Origin of the sequence: Arthrobacter sp. KNU40, assembly GCF_051515115.1 — a bacterium.
In the GTDB taxonomy this organism is placed as follows: domain Bacteria; phylum Actinomycetota; class Actinomycetes; order Actinomycetales; family Micrococcaceae; genus Arthrobacter.
The window spans coordinates 4,662,232-4,677,919 of sequence record NZ_CP195850.1 but is presented as its reverse complement, the minus strand read 5'-3'; the positions used below and the strand labels follow the sequence as shown (position 1 = coordinate 4,677,919).

The window sequence follows — 15,688 nt, the reverse complement described above, 5'->3', positions numbered from 1 at the left end:
TTTAGTTCAGTGTTTGCCCAGAGTTAATTTAAGGTGAATGTTAATCACTTGAATGGATTTTGTGGGTGGCCCCAAACTCGTTTGGCCTTCTAGGCTGGGATGATGACAAGCCACGACGCAACGGCAGGCATACTGCAACGCCCCTATCTCCTGGCGACAGCGGGTGCCTGCGCGTTGGTCTTCCTTGCGGCTTTCGAGTCCATGGCCGTCACCACCATCATGCCGCTCGTGAGCCGCGAGCTCGACGGTGCCGGACTCTATGCTTTGGCGTTCGCCGGGCCGCTCGCCACTGGCGTGATCGGGATGGTGGCCGCAGGGAACTGGGCGGACAGGCGTGGTCCCTCCGCCCCGCTGTACGCCTCCGTGGCGCTGTTCGCGGCGGGGCTGCTCATCGCCGGTACTGCGGTTTCCATGCCGATCCTCGTGGCCGGCAGGCTGGTCCAAGGCCTCGGCGGCGGCGCAATGACCGTGGCGCTGTATGTGGTGATCGCCCGGGTGTATCCCGCGAGATTACATGCCCAAGTCTTTGCCGCGTTCTCGGCGGCCTGGGTCGTTCCGTCGATGATCGGTCCCTTCGCCGCCGGCGTGGTTGCCCAGTTGAGCAGCTGGCACTGGGTGTTCCTCGGCGTCGTGGGCCTCGTGGTTCCGGCCTTGGCAATGATCCTCCCCGCGATGCGGGGCATGCGTTCCTCACCGGACGCGCGGGACGGAGGCTCCCGGAAGGCGGGCTCCTCGAAGGCGGCCGCCTTCGAGGCAAAGCCCAAAGGCGCCGGCGTTCCCTGGGCCTTCGGCCGCATGGGGTGGGCCGCGCTCGCAGCCCTTGCGGTTCTCGGCCTGAACCTCTCCGGCCAGGTGCCCGGCGTCGGCTGGGTGATTGCCGGCGTCGCGCTCGTCGTCGCAATGCTGGCAGTACGGCCGCTGGTTCCGCGCGGCACGCTCGGCGCGCACCGCGGACTGCCGAGCGTCATCCTCATGCGCGGAATCGCTTCCGCTGCGTTCTTCGGTACCGAGGTTTACGTGCCGTACCTCCTCACGGAGCGGTACTCGTTCACCCCGGCATTCGCCGGACTTGCGTTGACGGGATCGGCGATTGCCTGGGCCGCGGCGTCCGCCGTGCAGGGTCGGATGGGTTCCCGGCTTGGCAATGCCCCGGCGGTCAGGATCGGGTCGGCGCTCGTGCTCGGTTCGGTGGTAGTTGTCCTCGTGACCACGATGTTTTCGTGGCCCGCCGCGGTGGCGATTGCGGGCTGGCTGTTCGCGGGCGCCGGCATGGGCCTGATGTACCCGCGGCTGAGTGTCATGACCCTGGCCCTTTCCAAGCCCGAGGACCAAGGCTTCAACAGCTCGGCAATGTCCATCTCCGATTCCCTTGGCGGAGCTCTCTCGCTCGCCGTGACGGGTCTCGTCTTCAGCGCGCTGACGACGACGGCGGGCTCCTTCGCGGGGGTGTTCTCGCTGACGTCGGTGATCGCCGTCGTCGGACTCATCATTGCGCCGCGGGTTGCGGCCCGGCGGCCTTCGGGTGCTGAACGTGCGGACGACGCCGAGCCGCACCGCGCCGCCGAAGCGGACGACGTGCGGGCCGAGGATGCGCGGGCCTAGGAGGTCCGGGTGGCCCGGAGCACGCTGTCGATGGTGGTGGCGTGCTGGCCCTCAGGACTCGTCACGGCGCGTTCCCGGGAATCGGCAACATTGATCCTCCACGAGCCCGGGCCGCCCGTGAGTGCCTCGACCAAGTCCTCGGGAGTGAAGAACTTGTCCTTCATATCCTTGTGCCCGCTCCAAGGAGTCAAGCCATCCGGGTGATGCCCCACCACGAGCAAAGCGCCGCCGGGAGCCACGGCGGCAGCGGCCGAGGCGAGCGAATCGCGCCACGGAACAAGCGGAGAATGAAGGAATTGCGAAGACACGAGGTCGAATCCCTCGTCGGGGTGCCACGAACCGAAGTTCCTTTGTAGCCACGCGATCCGGTCCTGCAGCCCGACGTCGGCGGCATGGGCTTCCGCCCGTTCAAGCGCGACGGCGGAGACGTCCACCGCGGTCACCGTCCAGCCGTGCTGGGCGAGCCAGATGGCGTCCGCGCCCTCCCCGCATCCGAGATCCAGTGCAGTGCCGGGAACCAGGCCCTTGGCTTCCGCGATCAGCTGCGGATTGGGATTGCCGCTCCACCGCTTCGCCTTTTCGCGGTACACCTCGTCCCAAAACTGCGCCGGGTCGGCGTCGTGGTCAGGTTCGCTGTGAAGGTGGGCTCCGCCGTCGTGCTGGTGCGTCATGGCTCAAGCCTGCCCCGAGGTGCCCCCGTGAGGCAACGCCTGTCCCTACCCAACTGATCCCCGCCCAACTGACTCGCAGTTGTTGTCGTTATGAGCCGTCAAAACGACAACAACTGCGAGTTAGGTGGGGACGCCGCCCGGGTGAAGGTGCCCTGTGGAAAGGCCAGCGGCCCGCAGATGCTAGAATGGGTTTACTTGATGTGCAGTGATGCCCGCTTAGTCCCCGAATTTGGCTTGGTTCCAAACTTGGGAAGTGGGCTTTTTTCATGTGAGAGGCACATCCTGCGTCGATGAACGCGTTTTCTCTGGTCCCGGCCACGGCTTATTGCCTACCGGTTGATCACTGACTTTTTCCTCGGCGAACCCTTGGCCCAACCGGCGTCGGGGGACGATGTCCGTTGGACACCGCCAGAAAGACCCTTGAAACACATGACTACTTTTGCTGCCCTTGGCACGCCCAAGGCCATCGCCGACTCGCTCGCTGCAGATGGCATCGAAGAAGCATTCCCCATCCAGGTCAAGACCCTCCCGGATACGCTCGCAGGCCGCGACGTCCTGGGCCGTGGCCGCACGGGCTCCGGTAAGACCATCGCTTTCGCTATCCCGCTTGTGGCACGTCTCGCCGAGCGCGAAGCCAAGCACTTCCGCAAGCCCGGCCGCCCGATGGGTCTGGTCCTCGCACCGACCCGTGAGCTGGCCACCCAGATCAACGCCACCATCGAGCCGCTGGCCAAGGCCATGGGCCTGAACACCACGGTCATCTATGGTGGCATCTCCCAGGCCCGCCAGGAAAAGGCGCTGCGCGCCGGCGTCGACATTGTCATCGCCTGCCCGGGCCGCCTGGAGGACCTCATCCGCCAGCGCATCCTGACTCTCGAAGCCGTCGAGATCACCGTCCTGGACGAGGCCGACCACATGGCCGATCTCGGCTTCCTCCCGGTGGTCAAGAAGCTCATGGACATGACTCCTACCCAGGGTCAGCGACTGCTCTTCTCCGCGACGTTGGACAACGGTGTTGACAAACTGGTCAACCGTTACCTGTCCAACCCGCTGACCCACTCGGTGGACGACCCCCAGGCCGCGGTCACCACCATGGAGCACCACGTCCTGGTGGTCAACGACCAGACCGTCAAGAAGCAGCTGATCGTGGAGCTGGCCTCCGGTGCCGGCCGCCGACTCCTCTTCATGCGGACCAAGCACCACGCACGCAAGCTGGCCAAGACCCTGACCGATTGCGGCATCCCCGCCGTCGATCTCCATGGCAACCTGTCGCAGAATGCCCGTGACCGCAACCTCGCCGAGTTTGCCAGCGGCGAGGTCCGGGTCCTGGTGGCCACCGACGTCGCTGCCCGCGGCGTGCACGTCGACGACGTCGAACTCGTCATCCACGTCGACCCGCCCACAGAGCACAAGGCTTACCTGCACCGCTCCGGCCGTACGGCCCGTGCAGGTTCAGACGGCACCGTGGTCACGCTGACGCTCCCCGAGCAGCAGTCCGACGTCAAGAAGCTCATGAAGGCTGCCGGCGTCGACGTCTCGTTCGAGCGCGTCACGGCCAACTCCCCGTTGATCGCCGAGCTCGTGGGCCAGGTTGCCGACAAGGTTGATCCCCGAACCCGTGCGGCATTGCTCGCAGCGAAGACCCAGCAGTCGGGCGGCGGTACATCCACCGGTGCCAACGCCCAGCGCAAGCGCAACCGCCGTTCCACCCAGGCTGCACCCACTGCGGGTGGCCGCGGTGGTCGCGGTGGCCGTGGCAAGGTTGCCTCCGAGCCCGTGCGCACCGACATCAACCGCGCCGATCGCCGCGCAGCAGCAAACGACGACGTCGCCCGCAGCCCACGTGGACGCGGAAACGCTGCTTCCGGTCACCGCAACGACGTTCCTGGTGCACAGGGCCAGGGTGGTCGCAGCGGTCGTCCGGCAACCGGTCAGCGTGCTGCCGCCGGCAACCGCTCGGCGTCGGCGCCACGCACGGAATCCGCTACTTCCACGCGTACCAGCGGCAACAAGTCCGTATGGTCCTCGAACACGGGTGGCAACTCCGGTGGCTCCTACGGCTCCGGCTCAGGCAACTCGGCTTCCGGCCGTCCGGCCCGCGGCGGCCCGCGCCGTGCCTCGGCTCCGGCGTCGAACGAGCGCCGCGGCCGCTAAGCAGGGCGGGATTACCAGCCGCGCTCGCGCCATTCCGCAAGGTGTGGCCGCTCCGCACCGAGCGTGGTCGGATCTCCATGGCCCGGATGCACCACAGTGTCGTCCGGGTAGGCGTCGAACAGCCGTTCGCTCACGTCGTTCAACAGCGAAGTGAAGCGGGCGGCATCGTTCTGCGTGTTGCCCACACCGCCGGGGAACAAGGAATCGCCGCTGAAAATGTGCGCGGGCCCTTCCGGGTCCAGGTACACGTAGGCGATCGAACCGGGAGTGTGGCCGCGCAAGTGCACTGCGGTGATGTCGAAACCGTCGAAGTTGCCCACATCGCCATGGCGCAGCTGCACGTCCACCGGAACGGGCAGCGCGTCGGCGTCGTCTACTCCGGCCGAGGTCTTCGCGCCCGTAGCTTCCACCAACCCGGGCAGCGCACGGACGTGGTCCCAGTGCTGGTGCGTCGTGGCGATCAGGGCCAGTTTCGGCGTGGCGGTGGTGTCAGCGGCCGCGTCTTCGATCATGTGTTGGATGGCCGGAAGGTCGTCCGCAGCGTCGATCAAGAGCTGCGCGCCGCTTGACTTGGCGGTGAGCAGGTACACGTTGTTGTTCATCTCGCTGACCGAGATTCGCCGGATGGTGATGTCACGCAGTGAATGAATGAGTGAGTCCATTCGTCCACTCTACGGAAGCCGCCTGCGGCCCACCGCCTATTCGCGGCCCTGCGAAACCCAAGCGGGATCCGCGGACCGTGAGCCGACGACGGCGTCCGCGGCGCCGTCGAGCACGTCCAGTTGGGCGGCACTCAACTCGAGTGACAAGGCGCCCAGGTTCTCGTCGATCCGGTGCGCTTTGCGCGTACCCGGGATGGGGACCACGCTGAGCTGGAGACGGCGGCCCTGGGCGAATAGCCAGGCCAAAGCCACCTGGGCGGGAGTTGCATCCCGGCCGGTGCTTTCGGACAGCTCGGCGGCCACGGTGCGCACTGCGGCAACAACCGCCTGGTTGGCGTCGAGTGCGCCGTCTGCAAAACGGGGAATGCGGTGCCGGAAATCGTTCTCGCCGAGTTGGTCGGCGCTGACGGTTCCCGTGAGGAAACCCCGGCCAAGCGGCGAATAGGGTACGAAACCCACGCCCAGCTCTGCCGCGGCCGGGACAACGTTGCGCTCAACGTCCCGGCTCCAGATGGACCACTCGCTCTGCACTGCGGATATCGGGTGTACGGCGTTGGCTTCCCTCAGCTCCTCGGCTGTTACTTCAGACAGCCCGAGGTGCCGGACTTTGCCTGCCCGGACAAGCTCTGCCATGGCCTCCACGGTTTCCACAATCGGAACGCGGAGGTCGCGGCGGTGCATGTAGTAGAGGTCGATGACGTCGGTGCCCAGGCGGCGGAGGCTTGCTTCCGCCGCCTGCGCCACGTACTCGGTATCTCCCCGGACATCGGTGTAGCCTTCGCGCGGGTTGCCCACGATTCCGAACTTGGTGGCCAACTGGACCTCGTCGCGGCGATCCCTCAGCAGCTTCGCGATCAGTTCCTCGTTGTCGCCCGCGCCGTAAATATCCGCGGTGTCAATGAAGCTGATGCCGGCATCCACGGCGTGATGCAGCGTCTTGAGGGATTCGGCGGGATCCACCTCGCCGTATACCGGCGTCAATGCCATCCCGCCGAAGCCTAGGGGGCTCACGGTCAGGCCATCGCCGAGCCGTACGTTTGTGGTTTCCGGGCTCATGGTGCTTCTCCTTCGCCGAGGGTTTGTCTCATTGCTCGCAACTCCGAGCAGCGGGGGAGTATTCCGCTCTTATGATTGGGCCGGTTCCGTCACTTCTTCACGCTTCTCCGTGGGAAGGGCCTTCAACCCGGCCGCGCAACCCACGATTCCCGCAATGAACAGCAATTTGAGTGGGCTGGCCGGTTCGACGCCGGTGGCCATCGCCCAGCCGACCGTCAGCGCAGCGCCGATCCCGACCCAGACGGCGTAGGCCGTGCCCAGCGGAATCTGCTTCACGGCGACTCCGAGGCCGATCATGCTGAGGCTTGCAGTGACGGCGAAGACCACGGTCGGGAGGGCTTGGCTGAAGCCGTCGGACAGTCCAAGGGCAGTCGCCCACACAGCTTCGAGCACGGCGGAGGCCAGCAGAATGGCCCATGCGAACTTGGCGGTCATGGCTACGCCACCACCTTCAAGCCGACCACGCACGCACCGATCCCGGCGAGCAGGAGCAGCCGGGCCGCCGTCGGGCGCTCGACTTTGGTGATCATCGCGTAAGCCGCAGTGAGGACGACGCCGACCCCCACCCACACCGCATACGCGGTCCCGGTGGGAATGGATTGCATCGCGAAGGCCAGCCCCGCGGTGCTCGCGAGGACGCTGACGAGGAAGATGGCGGAGGGGGCCGGTTTGCGGAAGCCGTTGGAACGGTGGAGCGCTGCGGCCCAGACGGCCTCAAGCGCGCCGGACAGAATGAGGATTAACCACGGCATGACAGATCCTTTGGCCAGTCTTGTCGCGTGCCGGGTACTGAACCGTCGTCCGGAGGTCCCTCTTCGGGCCTTCCTTCGAGGCTAGCAAATCCCGACGCCGGGTAGCCAGCCTTGGTGGCGAGCCTCACCAAGGGACATGCGCTGCTGCGGGCTTAACCAAGGGACATGTCCAGCGTTGGGGCGAGCGGGTGCGCATGTTGGCATTATGTCCAGTGCTGGGACCTACGAGTGCGCATGCTCCACGCGGTCGATGGAGATAACGGCCAGGAATCCGCGGCCCAGAATCTCCGGACTGCGGGTGTCGGAACCGACTACCGCGTCGTAGCGAGCGAGTTCGACGAGCTCCGTCGTCGCGGCCTCACTCTCCGGTACCTCAGCCGTTTCCGTGGGATCCGCGCCTGGACTAACAGAAGCCTTGCCCTCCAAAAGGACTGCCAACTGGCCTTCGAACACGGGGTGTGCGCGCTTCTTGGAGAGCTCGATGATGGACGTGTAGCCCTTGAATTCGCCGGCCCGGGCGATCACGTTGAGGTCCCGGATGTCGCCGGTCGGGAGTGCGCTGGCAGAGGCAGCCTCGCCCGAAAACCGGAAAGGCCGGTACTTTTCCAGAGGGTGCTCTTCGCCGTCCACAGTGAGCAGCAGCAATTCGCCGTCGATCACCGTAATGACTCGCTCCATGCCGGGGAACGTCGAGAAGTCGCCGGCCGACCCGACGTCGGCGATGCTGACCCGCCAGTCCCACGCTCCGTCTTGCGCCGACGCCGCTTTCGGATGGCTGGCGAGTTCGCGGGTCACCCCGCCTCCGTTGCGCCACGGTTCGGGTTTGAGCTCGGCAAAGCGGATGATCTCCATGCGCTCCAGCCTAGCCCGAGGCCGTCGTCGGCCTGTTGAACGTCCGCGTAACATCGGTGCAATCTTGGCACGGTTCAACAATCCCGGAGGCCCTTGCTAACGTCGTAGGGAGGGAAACGGTTGGAGGCGCGGAATGTTCGTCAAAGTGTGTGGCTTGAGCACGCCGGAATCCGTGCAGGCCGCCGTCGAGTCCGGCGCAGACGCCGTGGGTTTCGTCCTGACGAAGAGTCCGCGCGAGGTATCGCCCGATCGTGCCCGAGACTTGTTGACCCATGTACCGGAAGGCATCACCGCCGTCGGGGTCTTCCGCCACGAGGCAGCCGCCGACGCCGTCGCAACCGCGCGCGCGGCCGGCCTTGAATGGGTCCAGCTGCACGGAAGCCGCACGCCGGAAGACGTCAAGACCGTGCACGACGCCGGCATGCGGCTCATCCGGGCCGTCACCATGGGTGCCGCTCCGGACGAGTTCGAGGCGTGGGGCGAGGAGCTTCTCCTGATCGACGCCGCCGTCCCGGGTTCGGGTGAGGCCTGGGACTATTCCTCGGTCCGGAAACTGGGCCTGGGTGCACGCCATTGGTTGTTGGCTGGCGGTTTGACCCCGTCCAACGTCGGAGCCGCCGCCCTCGAAGCCGAGGCATGGGGCGTCGACGTCTCCAGCGGCGTGGAGTCCTCGCGTGGGGTGAAGGACCTCGACCTCGTGCGCGCCTTCGTCCCAGCAGCAAAAGCCTGACGCACTTTCCCCAAACGCTCGCTCACTTATGACGCACTTTCCCCAAACGCACGCTCAGATGATGTGAGCGAGGGTTCGCGGTTTTGCCCTCAAAAGTGAGCGAGCGTCGCTGAAGAGACCCTTGACAGGCGCCGTCCGCCGTCGCATATTTAATACATCGGTTAATTAGCCGAGCAGTTAAATACAAAGGCGCCAGCGATGTCCGCAGACCGGCTCAGTCTCATCTTCTCGGCTCTTGCCGACCCCACCCGAAGGGCCATTTTGGCACGGCTTTCGGAGGGTGAGGCCACCGTGAACGAGCTTGCCGAACCGTTCGACATCAGCCTTCCCGCCGTCTCGCGGCATCTCAAGGTCCTGGAAAACGCAGGGCTGATCAGCCGGAGCCGGAATGCACAATGGCGGTCTTCCAAGCTGGAAGCGGAACCACTGCGCGAAGCCACTGAATGGATGGACAAATACAGGCGTTTCTGGGATGCCAGCTTTATCCGCCTCGACGCCCACCTACGCAAGATTCAGCACGATTCAAAGGATCCAGGAGCCAAGCAATGAACACGGAACAGCACATCCTCACCATGACCCGCGAATTCGAAGCCCCGCGCGAGCTCGTCTTCCAAGCCTTCGTGGACCCCGAGCAGCTCGCCGTATGGTTCGGGCCGGTGGGCGTGGATTCGCCGCGCGACCGGATAGTCGTCGACCCCCGGGTGGGCGGAGTCTGGCAGCTCACCATGACCTGGGAGGAGAACGGCGTTGCAAAGGAATCACCCATCGACGCCGTCATCACCGCGTACGATCCGCCCGCCCTGCTGGTCGCCACCCAGAAAGCAGAGCCCGACGCCGGGATCACACTTTTGCTGGAAATGCGCCTTGAGTTCGAGGTACTGGATGGCGGCCGTACGCGGCTTCATCTCACACAGGGTCCCTTCGACTCCGACGAATGGGTGGACATGACCCGCGAGGGGTGGGGCACCTCGTTCACCAAATTGGACACCTTGCTGGTGCGGGAATAGGGAAGCGGTCTAAAAGGGGCTGGAAGTCAACTTGAAAGGCCAGGGCCCATCCGGGCTAGACTCCACGGCGGGGACAGAATGCCATTGCTCTGGAGGCCGAACGGTTCCGGAGACACACGATCAAGCAGAATGCGACCTTTGAAAATCCTTTCCAAACCTCTTAACGGCCCTATCCGATACATGACAGTCGCGCTCTTCGCTGCGTTGGCGCTGTCCGGTTGCTCCACGCAGGGAGGGGGCTCCGCAGCGGCGGGCACGCCGTCGTCCTCTTCTACAGGCGACTCCGCAAGCGCAAGCCCAACTCCTTCATCGGGCCCGTTCGGGGGCTTCGCTTCGGCAGCCGAAATGTGCTCCACCATCTCCAAAGAAGCTACGGGAGCGTCGTTGCTGCCAATGTCCGCGGCGCAGGGAAAGACCGCGGAGCTGGAGCAATACAAGACCGAGCTTGCCGCCACCGCCGATCGCGTCCCGGACGCACTCAAGGCTGATTTCACCAACCTCAAGGACACTGCGATCGCGGGCTTGAAAGACCAAACCGTCTACTCGAGCGGCAAGTTCGAAAAGGCGATGGCTCCCGTAACCACTTGGCTGAGCGCCAACTGCAAGTAGTCCTTTATCCACTTAAGCGAATGAACGGGTAGCGCGGTCCCGGTGCCGGGGCAAGAATGGCTTCATGCAACTGCCAGTCATGCCCCCTGTCGCACCTATGCTTGCCAAGGCGGTGGGCGCCATCCCGGAGGGCGCCATGAGCTACGAGCCTAAATGGGATGGTTTCCGCTCCGTCGTTTTTCGTGACGGTGACGACGTCGAAATCGGTAGCCGCAACGAGAAGCCCATGAACCGGTACTTCCCGGAGCTCATCGAGGCTTTGAAGGCAAACCTGCCGGAACGCTGCGTCCTCGACGGCGAGATCATCCTGGTCGGCAGGTCCGGTGACCGCTTGGACTTTGAAGCCCTCCAGCAACGCATCCATCCGGCAGCCAGCAGGGTCAAGCAGTTGTCCGAGCAGACGCCGGCGAAATTCGTGGCCTTCGACCTGCTCGCCCTTGGCGATGAGGACTTCACGGGACGGCCCTTCGCCGAACGGCGGGCAGCGCTTGAACAAGCACTTGCAGGCGCCGCCGCTCCCATCCACCTCACCGCGGCAACCCGGGACAAGGTAACGGCAGAGCAGTGGTTCAACCAGTTCGAGGGCGCAGGCCTGGATGGCCTGCTCGCCAAGCCGCTGGATGGTACCTACCAACCGGACAAGCGCGTGATGTTCAAAGTCAAACACCAGCGGACCGCCGACTGCGTTGTGGCCGGCTACCGGGTTCATAAGACCGGTGACGACCTTATTGGTTCACTATTGTTGGGGCTTTACGACGACGGCGGCCGGCTATCCAACGTGGGCGTGGTGGGGTCCTTCTCGATGCAAAGACGCAGGGAACTGTTCGACGAACTCCAACCCCTCGTGACTGCGTTCGATGGGCATCCCTGGGCATGGGCCGAGCAGGAGGAAGGCAACCGGACACCCCGCAACGCCGAAGGCAGCCGCTGGAGCGCAGGGAAGGACCTGTCGTTCACACCCCTGCGGCCCGAGCTCGTTGTGGAAGTGGCCTACGACCATATGGAAGGGGAGCGGTTCAGGCACACCACGCAATTCGTGCGGTGGCGGCCGGACAGGGATCCGGAGTCGTGCACCTATGAGCAGCTTGAGGAACCCGTGAAGTTCGATTTGTCAGCGGTCCTGGACACCGGGAAACGATAAATCAGGGGGATTTCAGGGCCAACCCCTAGGCCCAGTCCGCGCCCGGCAGGAGACAATGGGAAATATGAAAACGCTGCTCAACATCATCTGGCTCGTCTTCGGCGGCTTCGTCCTGGCCTTGGGATATTTCATGGCTGGAATTGTCTGCTGCTTGTTGATCGTCACCATCCCGTGGGGCATCGCGTCGTTCCGGATTGCCTCGTACACGCTGTGGCCGTTTGGTCGCATGGTCGTGGACAAGCCCGGAGGCGGGGGAGTCTTCCCGCTCATCGGCAACGTCATCTGGTTGCTGGTTGCAGGCATTTGGATCGCGATCGGGCACGTGGTCACGGCCTTCGCCATGGCCATCACCATCATCGGGATCCCGCTGGCCATCGCCAACCTGAAGCTCATTCCGGTATCGCTCATGCCGCTGGGCAAGCAGATCGTGCCTAGCAACCGACCGTTCGTCAGCACCTACCACTAACCGTCCCGCGTCTCGCGTCAGGCGCCATGGACTGTTCCGGAGTAGCGTAGGCCGTGTCTGCACTGCCTCCCCTCGAAAGGAACAGTCCATGTCCGCCGCCAGGAACACCGTTGCCAAGAACATCGTCGCCACCCTCAAAGCCAACAACGTTCAGCGCGTCTACGGGATCCCCGGGGATTCGCTGAACGGATTCACGGACGCGCTGAGGGAAGAAGAGAGCATCCGTTGGGTGCATGTCCGCCACGAGGAAGCCGCGGCGTTGGCAGCCGCAGCCGAGGCGGGCCTCACGGATGAATTGGCGGTGTGCGCCGGATCCTGCGGCCCCGGCAACCTGCATCTGATCAACGGGCTTTACGATGCCAACAAGTCCAGGGTTCCCGTGTTGGCCATCGCCGCCCACATTCCCAGCGAAGAGATCGGCAGCCAGTACTTCCAGGAGACGCACCCCCAGGAGTTGTTCCGGGAGTGCAGCGTTTACGTCGAGCACGTTGCCCATCCTTCGCAAATGCCAAGGGTCTTGGAAATCGCCATGCGGACGGCCCTCGAGAAGCGCGGTGTCGCCGTCGTCGTGATTCCCGGAGATGTCGCCCTTGCGGAGGCGCAAAGCAACCGGACAGCGGTGATCCGGGCCGCCCGTCCGGAGATCCGGCCCAACCCGCGGGAGCTCGCAGAGGCAGCGGACATTCTCAACGCTGCCGGCAAAGTCACCATCCTGGCAGGCGCCGGCACTGCGGGCGCGCACCCCGAGGTCATGGCCTTGGCGGACGCGCTGGGCGCGCCGATCGTCCACGCAATGCGCGGCAAGGAGCACATCGAATACGACAACCCGTTCGACGTCGGCATGACGGGCCTGTTGGGGTTCAGTTCAGGCTATCGGGCGATGGAGAGCTGCGAGGCCTTGCTCATGCTGGGCACCGATTTTCCGTACCAGCAGTTCTACCCGGAGAACGCCAAGATCATCCAGGTGGATATCCGGGGCGAGCAGCTTGGCAGGCGGGCCAAGATCGATCTTGGCCTCGTCGGCACGGTCAAGGACACCGCGGCCTCGCTTCTGCCGCTGATCGAGCGGAAGGCGAAACGAACACACTTGAGTACCTCGCTCAAGCACTACGCCAAGTCGCGCGGCAAACTCGACGACCTGGCCTCTCCGGCCAAGGACGGCCAGCCCATTCATCCGCAATTCGTGGGCAGGCTCGTGGATGAGTTGGCGGCCCCGGATGCGGTTTTCACGTGCGACGTCGGGTCCCCCACCGTGTGGGCGGCCCGGTATCTAGGCATGAACGGCCGACGCCGGCTGCTCGGCTCGTTCAACCACGGAACCATGGCCAATGCACTGTCCCACGGAATCGGTGCGGCGGCCGCGTATCGGGGGCGCCAAGTGGTCGCCTTGGCCGGCGACGGCGGCCTGACCATGCTCCTCGGCGAACTGATCACTTTGGTGCAGAACAAGCTCCCCATCAAAGTGGTGGTCTTCAACAACTCCTCGCTGAACTTCGTGGAGCTCGAAATGAAGGCCGCGGGATTCGTCAATTTCGGCACGGAGCTCGAGAATCCGGACTTCGCCAAACTGGCGGAATCGCTGGGCATCCGCGGTATCCGGGTGGACAACTCCTCCGGGCTGAAAGCGGGACTGGCTGAAGCTTTCGCCCACGACGGCCCGGCCCTCATCGACGTCCGCACGGCCCGGCAGGAACTGTCCATTCCGCCGGCGATCAGCGCCGAACAGGTCAAGGGCTTCACGCTCTACGCAATCCGGACGGTTCTCTCGGGCCGCGGCGACCAGCTCATCGACCTCGCAAAGACCAACATCCGCCAAATTTTCTAGCCCACCCTCGCGCAGGACTAACCAGCCGCCACGGCTCCCGTGCGCAGATCGAAACTGAAGCTGCGCTCCGCGACCCGCGCGCCGCCGTCGTACGCCACCCCAAAAGTCAGCTCGAGCGAGTCCCGCGCCAGATCCTCCTCGGTGACGGTGTACACCGGCGTGAAGTACAGGGCTTCCGCGCCCGGTGCCAGATCCGCGGGCGGGAAGTCCTCCGGATTGGCGTGCGGTCCCACGAGTACGACGCCGGTGGCCCGCCGGGTGCCGAGGTTGCGGGCGCGTCCGGTGAAGGCGAGGATGTCCCCGGCTTTGTAGCCGGGAACTATAGGCCCGTAGTTGAGGTCCTGGGCTTCGCGGGTGCCGAGGACCTGCGCCTGCTCCGCCGAGTAGCCTTGGCCCACTTCCTTCCAGGTCTGCACGTCCCATTCACCGTCGTTGTCCGGAGAGATGACATGGAATTCGCCGGCGTTTTGCCAGGCGGCAGGTCGGCCGGGAGTGATGGAGCGCAGTTCCATGTGAAACTCGAGGCCATCGGGCCGGGTTTCAGGCGCACCCGATCCGGCCGAGGCCAAAAGCTGTTCCGCCAGTTGCTCAACCGGGACTGAAACGAAGACGATCTCGCGGTATCCCTGCCGTTCGTACAACACGCCGATGTTGCCATCGGGGAGCCGCGCCGCCGTCGAGTACGCCGAGCTGCCCTCGCACAGGACCAGCTTGGCGGGCCAGCTTGCCCCATTGTCCGTTGACAGGCTGAGGACCGTGTTGCGCCGCAGGGAGGTGTCCTGGTTGTTGCTCGCGAGCAGCCAGCTGTTCGTGGCCGGGGTGGCCAGGGATATCACGCTTGGCAGGCCGTCGAAGCGGATCAGCGAGCCGTTGTCGCTCGGGTCGGGGAGGTCTTCCACGGGTTCCAGCTGGCTCCACGTCTCGCCGCCGTCATGGGAGACTGCTGCGAGCCGCCGGGGAGTGGCGCGCGAGTGCAGGAGGAGGCAGCCATCGTCGAGGCACGCAACTTTGTTCTCGTTGGGGCCAACCCCGTCCGGGCCCCTTCCGATGAGCGATCCGAGCGTCCACTTCTCGCCGTGGTCGTCGCTGTACGCGGAAGCGGCCATGATTTCGCCGTCCACGAGCACGACGAACTGCTGGACCAGGCGCCCGGCGAACGGACCGGTGTGTATCTGGATTCCCTGCCCGGCCGCAGCGAAGATCCCCGTGATGCTGCGGTCTCGAGTGCCGGTGCGGACGCCCGCCACACCGCCCAGCTTGAGCTGATCGGTGAGCCTCCGGTGCTGCCAGGTGACGCCGTCGTCGTCGGAAAAGCTGACGTCGCAGTGCTGCACGTCGTCATCCGGTTCCAAGCCGCCTACCGCCTCGAAGAAACCGGCATGCGTCCCCGCGGCGTGGAACATGAATATCCGCCCAGTCACGGCGTCCACCAGGAGGCTGGGATCGCCGAAGCCTTTGAGCCCCGAGCCGCTGCGGACCACCCGCTGCTCCTCCCAGCTGCGGCCGTTGTCCATGCTGCGCCGGAGCAGGAGATCTATCGGATTGGGCAGGTCGTCCAGGTTCGGCCGGCCGTCATAGGCGGCGAGCACTGTTCCCGCCGTGGAAACGACCAGCGCGGGGATGCGGTACTGCCGGTACCCTCCCGTGCCGCGCACCGCCAGGACGTGCTCGACGACGGGACGGGCTTGGGGCAGTGCGGCACCATTGCGCCGAAGGTAGGAGGTCACACGTCTATGATACGAGACGGCGCCTTCGGCCCCTGGGCGTGGACTCGGGATTATGGTTACAGCCATGGGCAATCGAAATCCGGACGTGGACACCTGGCTTCAGCAATACGACAACCCCCACCGTGAACTGGTCGGCAAAATCAGGGAATTCATCCTCGCGGTGGACCCGCGCCTTTCCGAGGCCGTCAAGTGGCAGGCGCCCACCTTCATCTACAAGGGAAACATCGCGTCGTTCTTTCCGAGATCGAAGAAGAACGTCACGCTGATGTTCCACCAAGGGGCGTCGATCGTTGATGAGCTGGGCCTGTTGGAGGGCGACGGCGAGGTCTCCCGCGTCGCCCGGTTCATGGACGACGCCGACTTCGAGGCAAAGAAGCCTGCGCTTGAAGCTGTGATCCTGGGCTGGATCAAGGACAAAGGCTAAGCCCCTTCCG

General features: G+C 64.8%; 17 protein-coding genes and 1 riboswitch. Of the genes, 10 read left to right on the top strand and 7 right to left on the bottom strand.

The genetic code is table 11. The annotated features are described in order from the left end of the window. Window positions 1-102: 102 nt before the first annotated feature. Entirely contained in the window at window positions 103-1,602 is a 1,500-nt protein-coding gene (locus tag ACSKT0_RS21755) for an MFS transporter (protein ID WP_437771579.1), read from the top strand. Here ACSKT0_RS21755 and ACSKT0_RS21750 read toward each other — a convergent pair. After that, a complete protein-coding gene (locus ACSKT0_RS21750; RefSeq protein WP_437771578.1) occupies window positions 1,599-2,273 on the bottom strand; it encodes an SAM-dependent methyltransferase in 675 nt (224 codons plus the stop codon). The two genes, ACSKT0_RS21755 and ACSKT0_RS21750, sit on opposite strands and share 4 nt — an antisense overlap. A 429-nt stretch (window positions 2,274-2,702) precedes the next feature. Between ACSKT0_RS21750 and ACSKT0_RS21745 the strand changes: the two genes are divergently transcribed. Beyond that, window positions 2,703-4,427: a DEAD/DEAH box helicase gene (locus ACSKT0_RS21745; RefSeq protein WP_437771577.1), complete on the top strand. Its 1,725-nt coding sequence runs from the start codon at window positions 2,703-2,705 to the stop codon at window positions 4,425-4,427. Window positions 4,428-4,438: 11 nt separating this feature from the next. Here the strand turns inward: ACSKT0_RS21745 and ACSKT0_RS21740 are convergent, their stop codons facing one another. From ACSKT0_RS21740 to ACSKT0_RS21720, 5 genes are all read right to left on the bottom strand, one after another. After that, window positions 4,439-5,089 (bottom strand): MBL fold metallo-hydrolase, encoded by a 651-nt coding sequence (locus tag ACSKT0_RS21740; protein ID WP_437771576.1) that lies wholly within the window; start codon window positions 5,087-5,089, stop codon window positions 4,439-4,441. A 36-nt stretch (window positions 5,090-5,125) separates the two neighbouring features. Next, window positions 5,126-6,145, bottom strand: coding sequence for an aldo/keto reductase (locus ACSKT0_RS21735; RefSeq protein WP_437771575.1), 1,020 nt, complete (start codon window positions 6,143-6,145; stop codon window positions 5,126-5,128). Window positions 6,146-6,214: 69 nt separating this feature from the next. Beyond that, the gene (locus ACSKT0_RS21730) at window positions 6,215-6,580 is read right to left on the bottom strand and encodes a DMT family transporter (protein ID WP_437771574.1); all 366 of its coding nucleotides are present in this window, start codon (window positions 6,578-6,580) and stop codon (window positions 6,215-6,217) included. A gap of 2 nt (window positions 6,581-6,582) precedes the next feature. Continuing rightward, window positions 6,583-6,897, bottom strand: a complete 315-nt coding sequence (locus ACSKT0_RS21725) for a DMT family transporter (RefSeq protein ID WP_437771573.1) — start codon at window positions 6,895-6,897, stop codon at window positions 6,583-6,585. 9 nt (window positions 6,898-6,906) lie between these two features. After that, window positions 6,907-6,972, bottom strand: a riboswitch (guanidine-III (ykkC-III) riboswitch). A 147-nt stretch (window positions 6,973-7,119) separates the two neighbouring features. Then, on the bottom strand, window positions 7,120-7,749 hold the full coding sequence (locus ACSKT0_RS21720; RefSeq protein WP_437771572.1) for a HutD/Ves family protein: 630 nt from the start codon (window positions 7,747-7,749) through the stop codon (window positions 7,120-7,122). A gap of 133 nt (window positions 7,750-7,882) precedes the next feature. Here ACSKT0_RS21720 and ACSKT0_RS21715 point away from each other — a divergent pair, with 133 nt between their 5' ends. The 7 genes from ACSKT0_RS21715 to poxB all read left to right on the top strand — a co-directional run bounded on the left by ACSKT0_RS21715 (window position 7,883) and on the right by poxB (window position 13,527). Further along, window positions 7,883-8,479, top strand: a complete 597-nt coding sequence (locus tag ACSKT0_RS21715; protein WP_437771571.1) for a phosphoribosylanthranilate isomerase — start codon at window positions 7,883-7,885, stop codon at window positions 8,477-8,479. 198 nt (window positions 8,480-8,677) lie between these two features. Next, the gene (locus tag ACSKT0_RS21710) at window positions 8,678-9,028 is read left to right on the top strand and encodes an ArsR/SmtB family transcription factor (RefSeq protein ID WP_236813141.1); all 351 of its coding nucleotides are present in this window, start codon (window positions 8,678-8,680) and stop codon (window positions 9,026-9,028) included. Next, window positions 9,025-9,486, top strand: coding sequence for an SRPBCC family protein (locus ACSKT0_RS21705; RefSeq protein WP_437771570.1), 462 nt, complete (start codon window positions 9,025-9,027; stop codon window positions 9,484-9,486). The genes ACSKT0_RS21710 and ACSKT0_RS21705 overlap by 4 nt, the downstream gene beginning before the upstream one ends. 180 nt (window positions 9,487-9,666) lie before the next feature. Further along, window positions 9,667-10,095, top strand: coding sequence for a hypothetical protein (locus ACSKT0_RS21700; protein WP_437771569.1), 429 nt, complete (start codon window positions 9,667-9,669; stop codon window positions 10,093-10,095). A 64-nt stretch (window positions 10,096-10,159) separates the two neighbouring features. Next, window positions 10,160-11,236 (top strand): ATP-dependent DNA ligase, encoded by a 1,077-nt coding sequence (locus ACSKT0_RS21695; RefSeq protein WP_437771568.1) that lies wholly within the window; start codon window positions 10,160-10,162, stop codon window positions 11,234-11,236. Between the two features lie 64 nt (window positions 11,237-11,300). Continuing rightward, window positions 11,301-11,702 carry a YccF domain-containing protein gene (locus ACSKT0_RS21690; RefSeq protein ID WP_234754734.1) on the top strand — a complete coding sequence of 134 codons (402 nt, stop codon included), beginning with the start codon at window positions 11,301-11,303 and terminating at the stop codon, window positions 11,700-11,702. 88 nt (window positions 11,703-11,790) lie between these two features. Further along, window positions 11,791-13,527, top strand: a complete 1,737-nt coding sequence (poxB, locus tag ACSKT0_RS21685; protein ID WP_437771567.1) for a ubiquinone-dependent pyruvate dehydrogenase — start codon at window positions 11,791-11,793, stop codon at window positions 13,525-13,527. Between the two features lie 17 nt (window positions 13,528-13,544). On the opposite strand, the gene ACSKT0_RS21680 is transcribed toward poxB, so the two are convergent. Continuing rightward, on the bottom strand, window positions 13,545-15,254 hold the full coding sequence (locus tag ACSKT0_RS21680; protein WP_437771566.1) for a sialidase family protein: 1,710 nt from the start codon (window positions 15,252-15,254) through the stop codon (window positions 13,545-13,547). A gap of 64 nt (window positions 15,255-15,318) precedes the next feature. Here ACSKT0_RS21680 and ACSKT0_RS21675 point away from each other — a divergent pair, with 64 nt between their 5' ends. Then, entirely contained in the window at window positions 15,319-15,678 is a 360-nt protein-coding gene (locus ACSKT0_RS21675) for a DUF1801 domain-containing protein (RefSeq protein ID WP_437771565.1), read from the top strand. The last annotated feature ends 10 nt before the right edge of the window (window positions 15,679-15,688 follow it).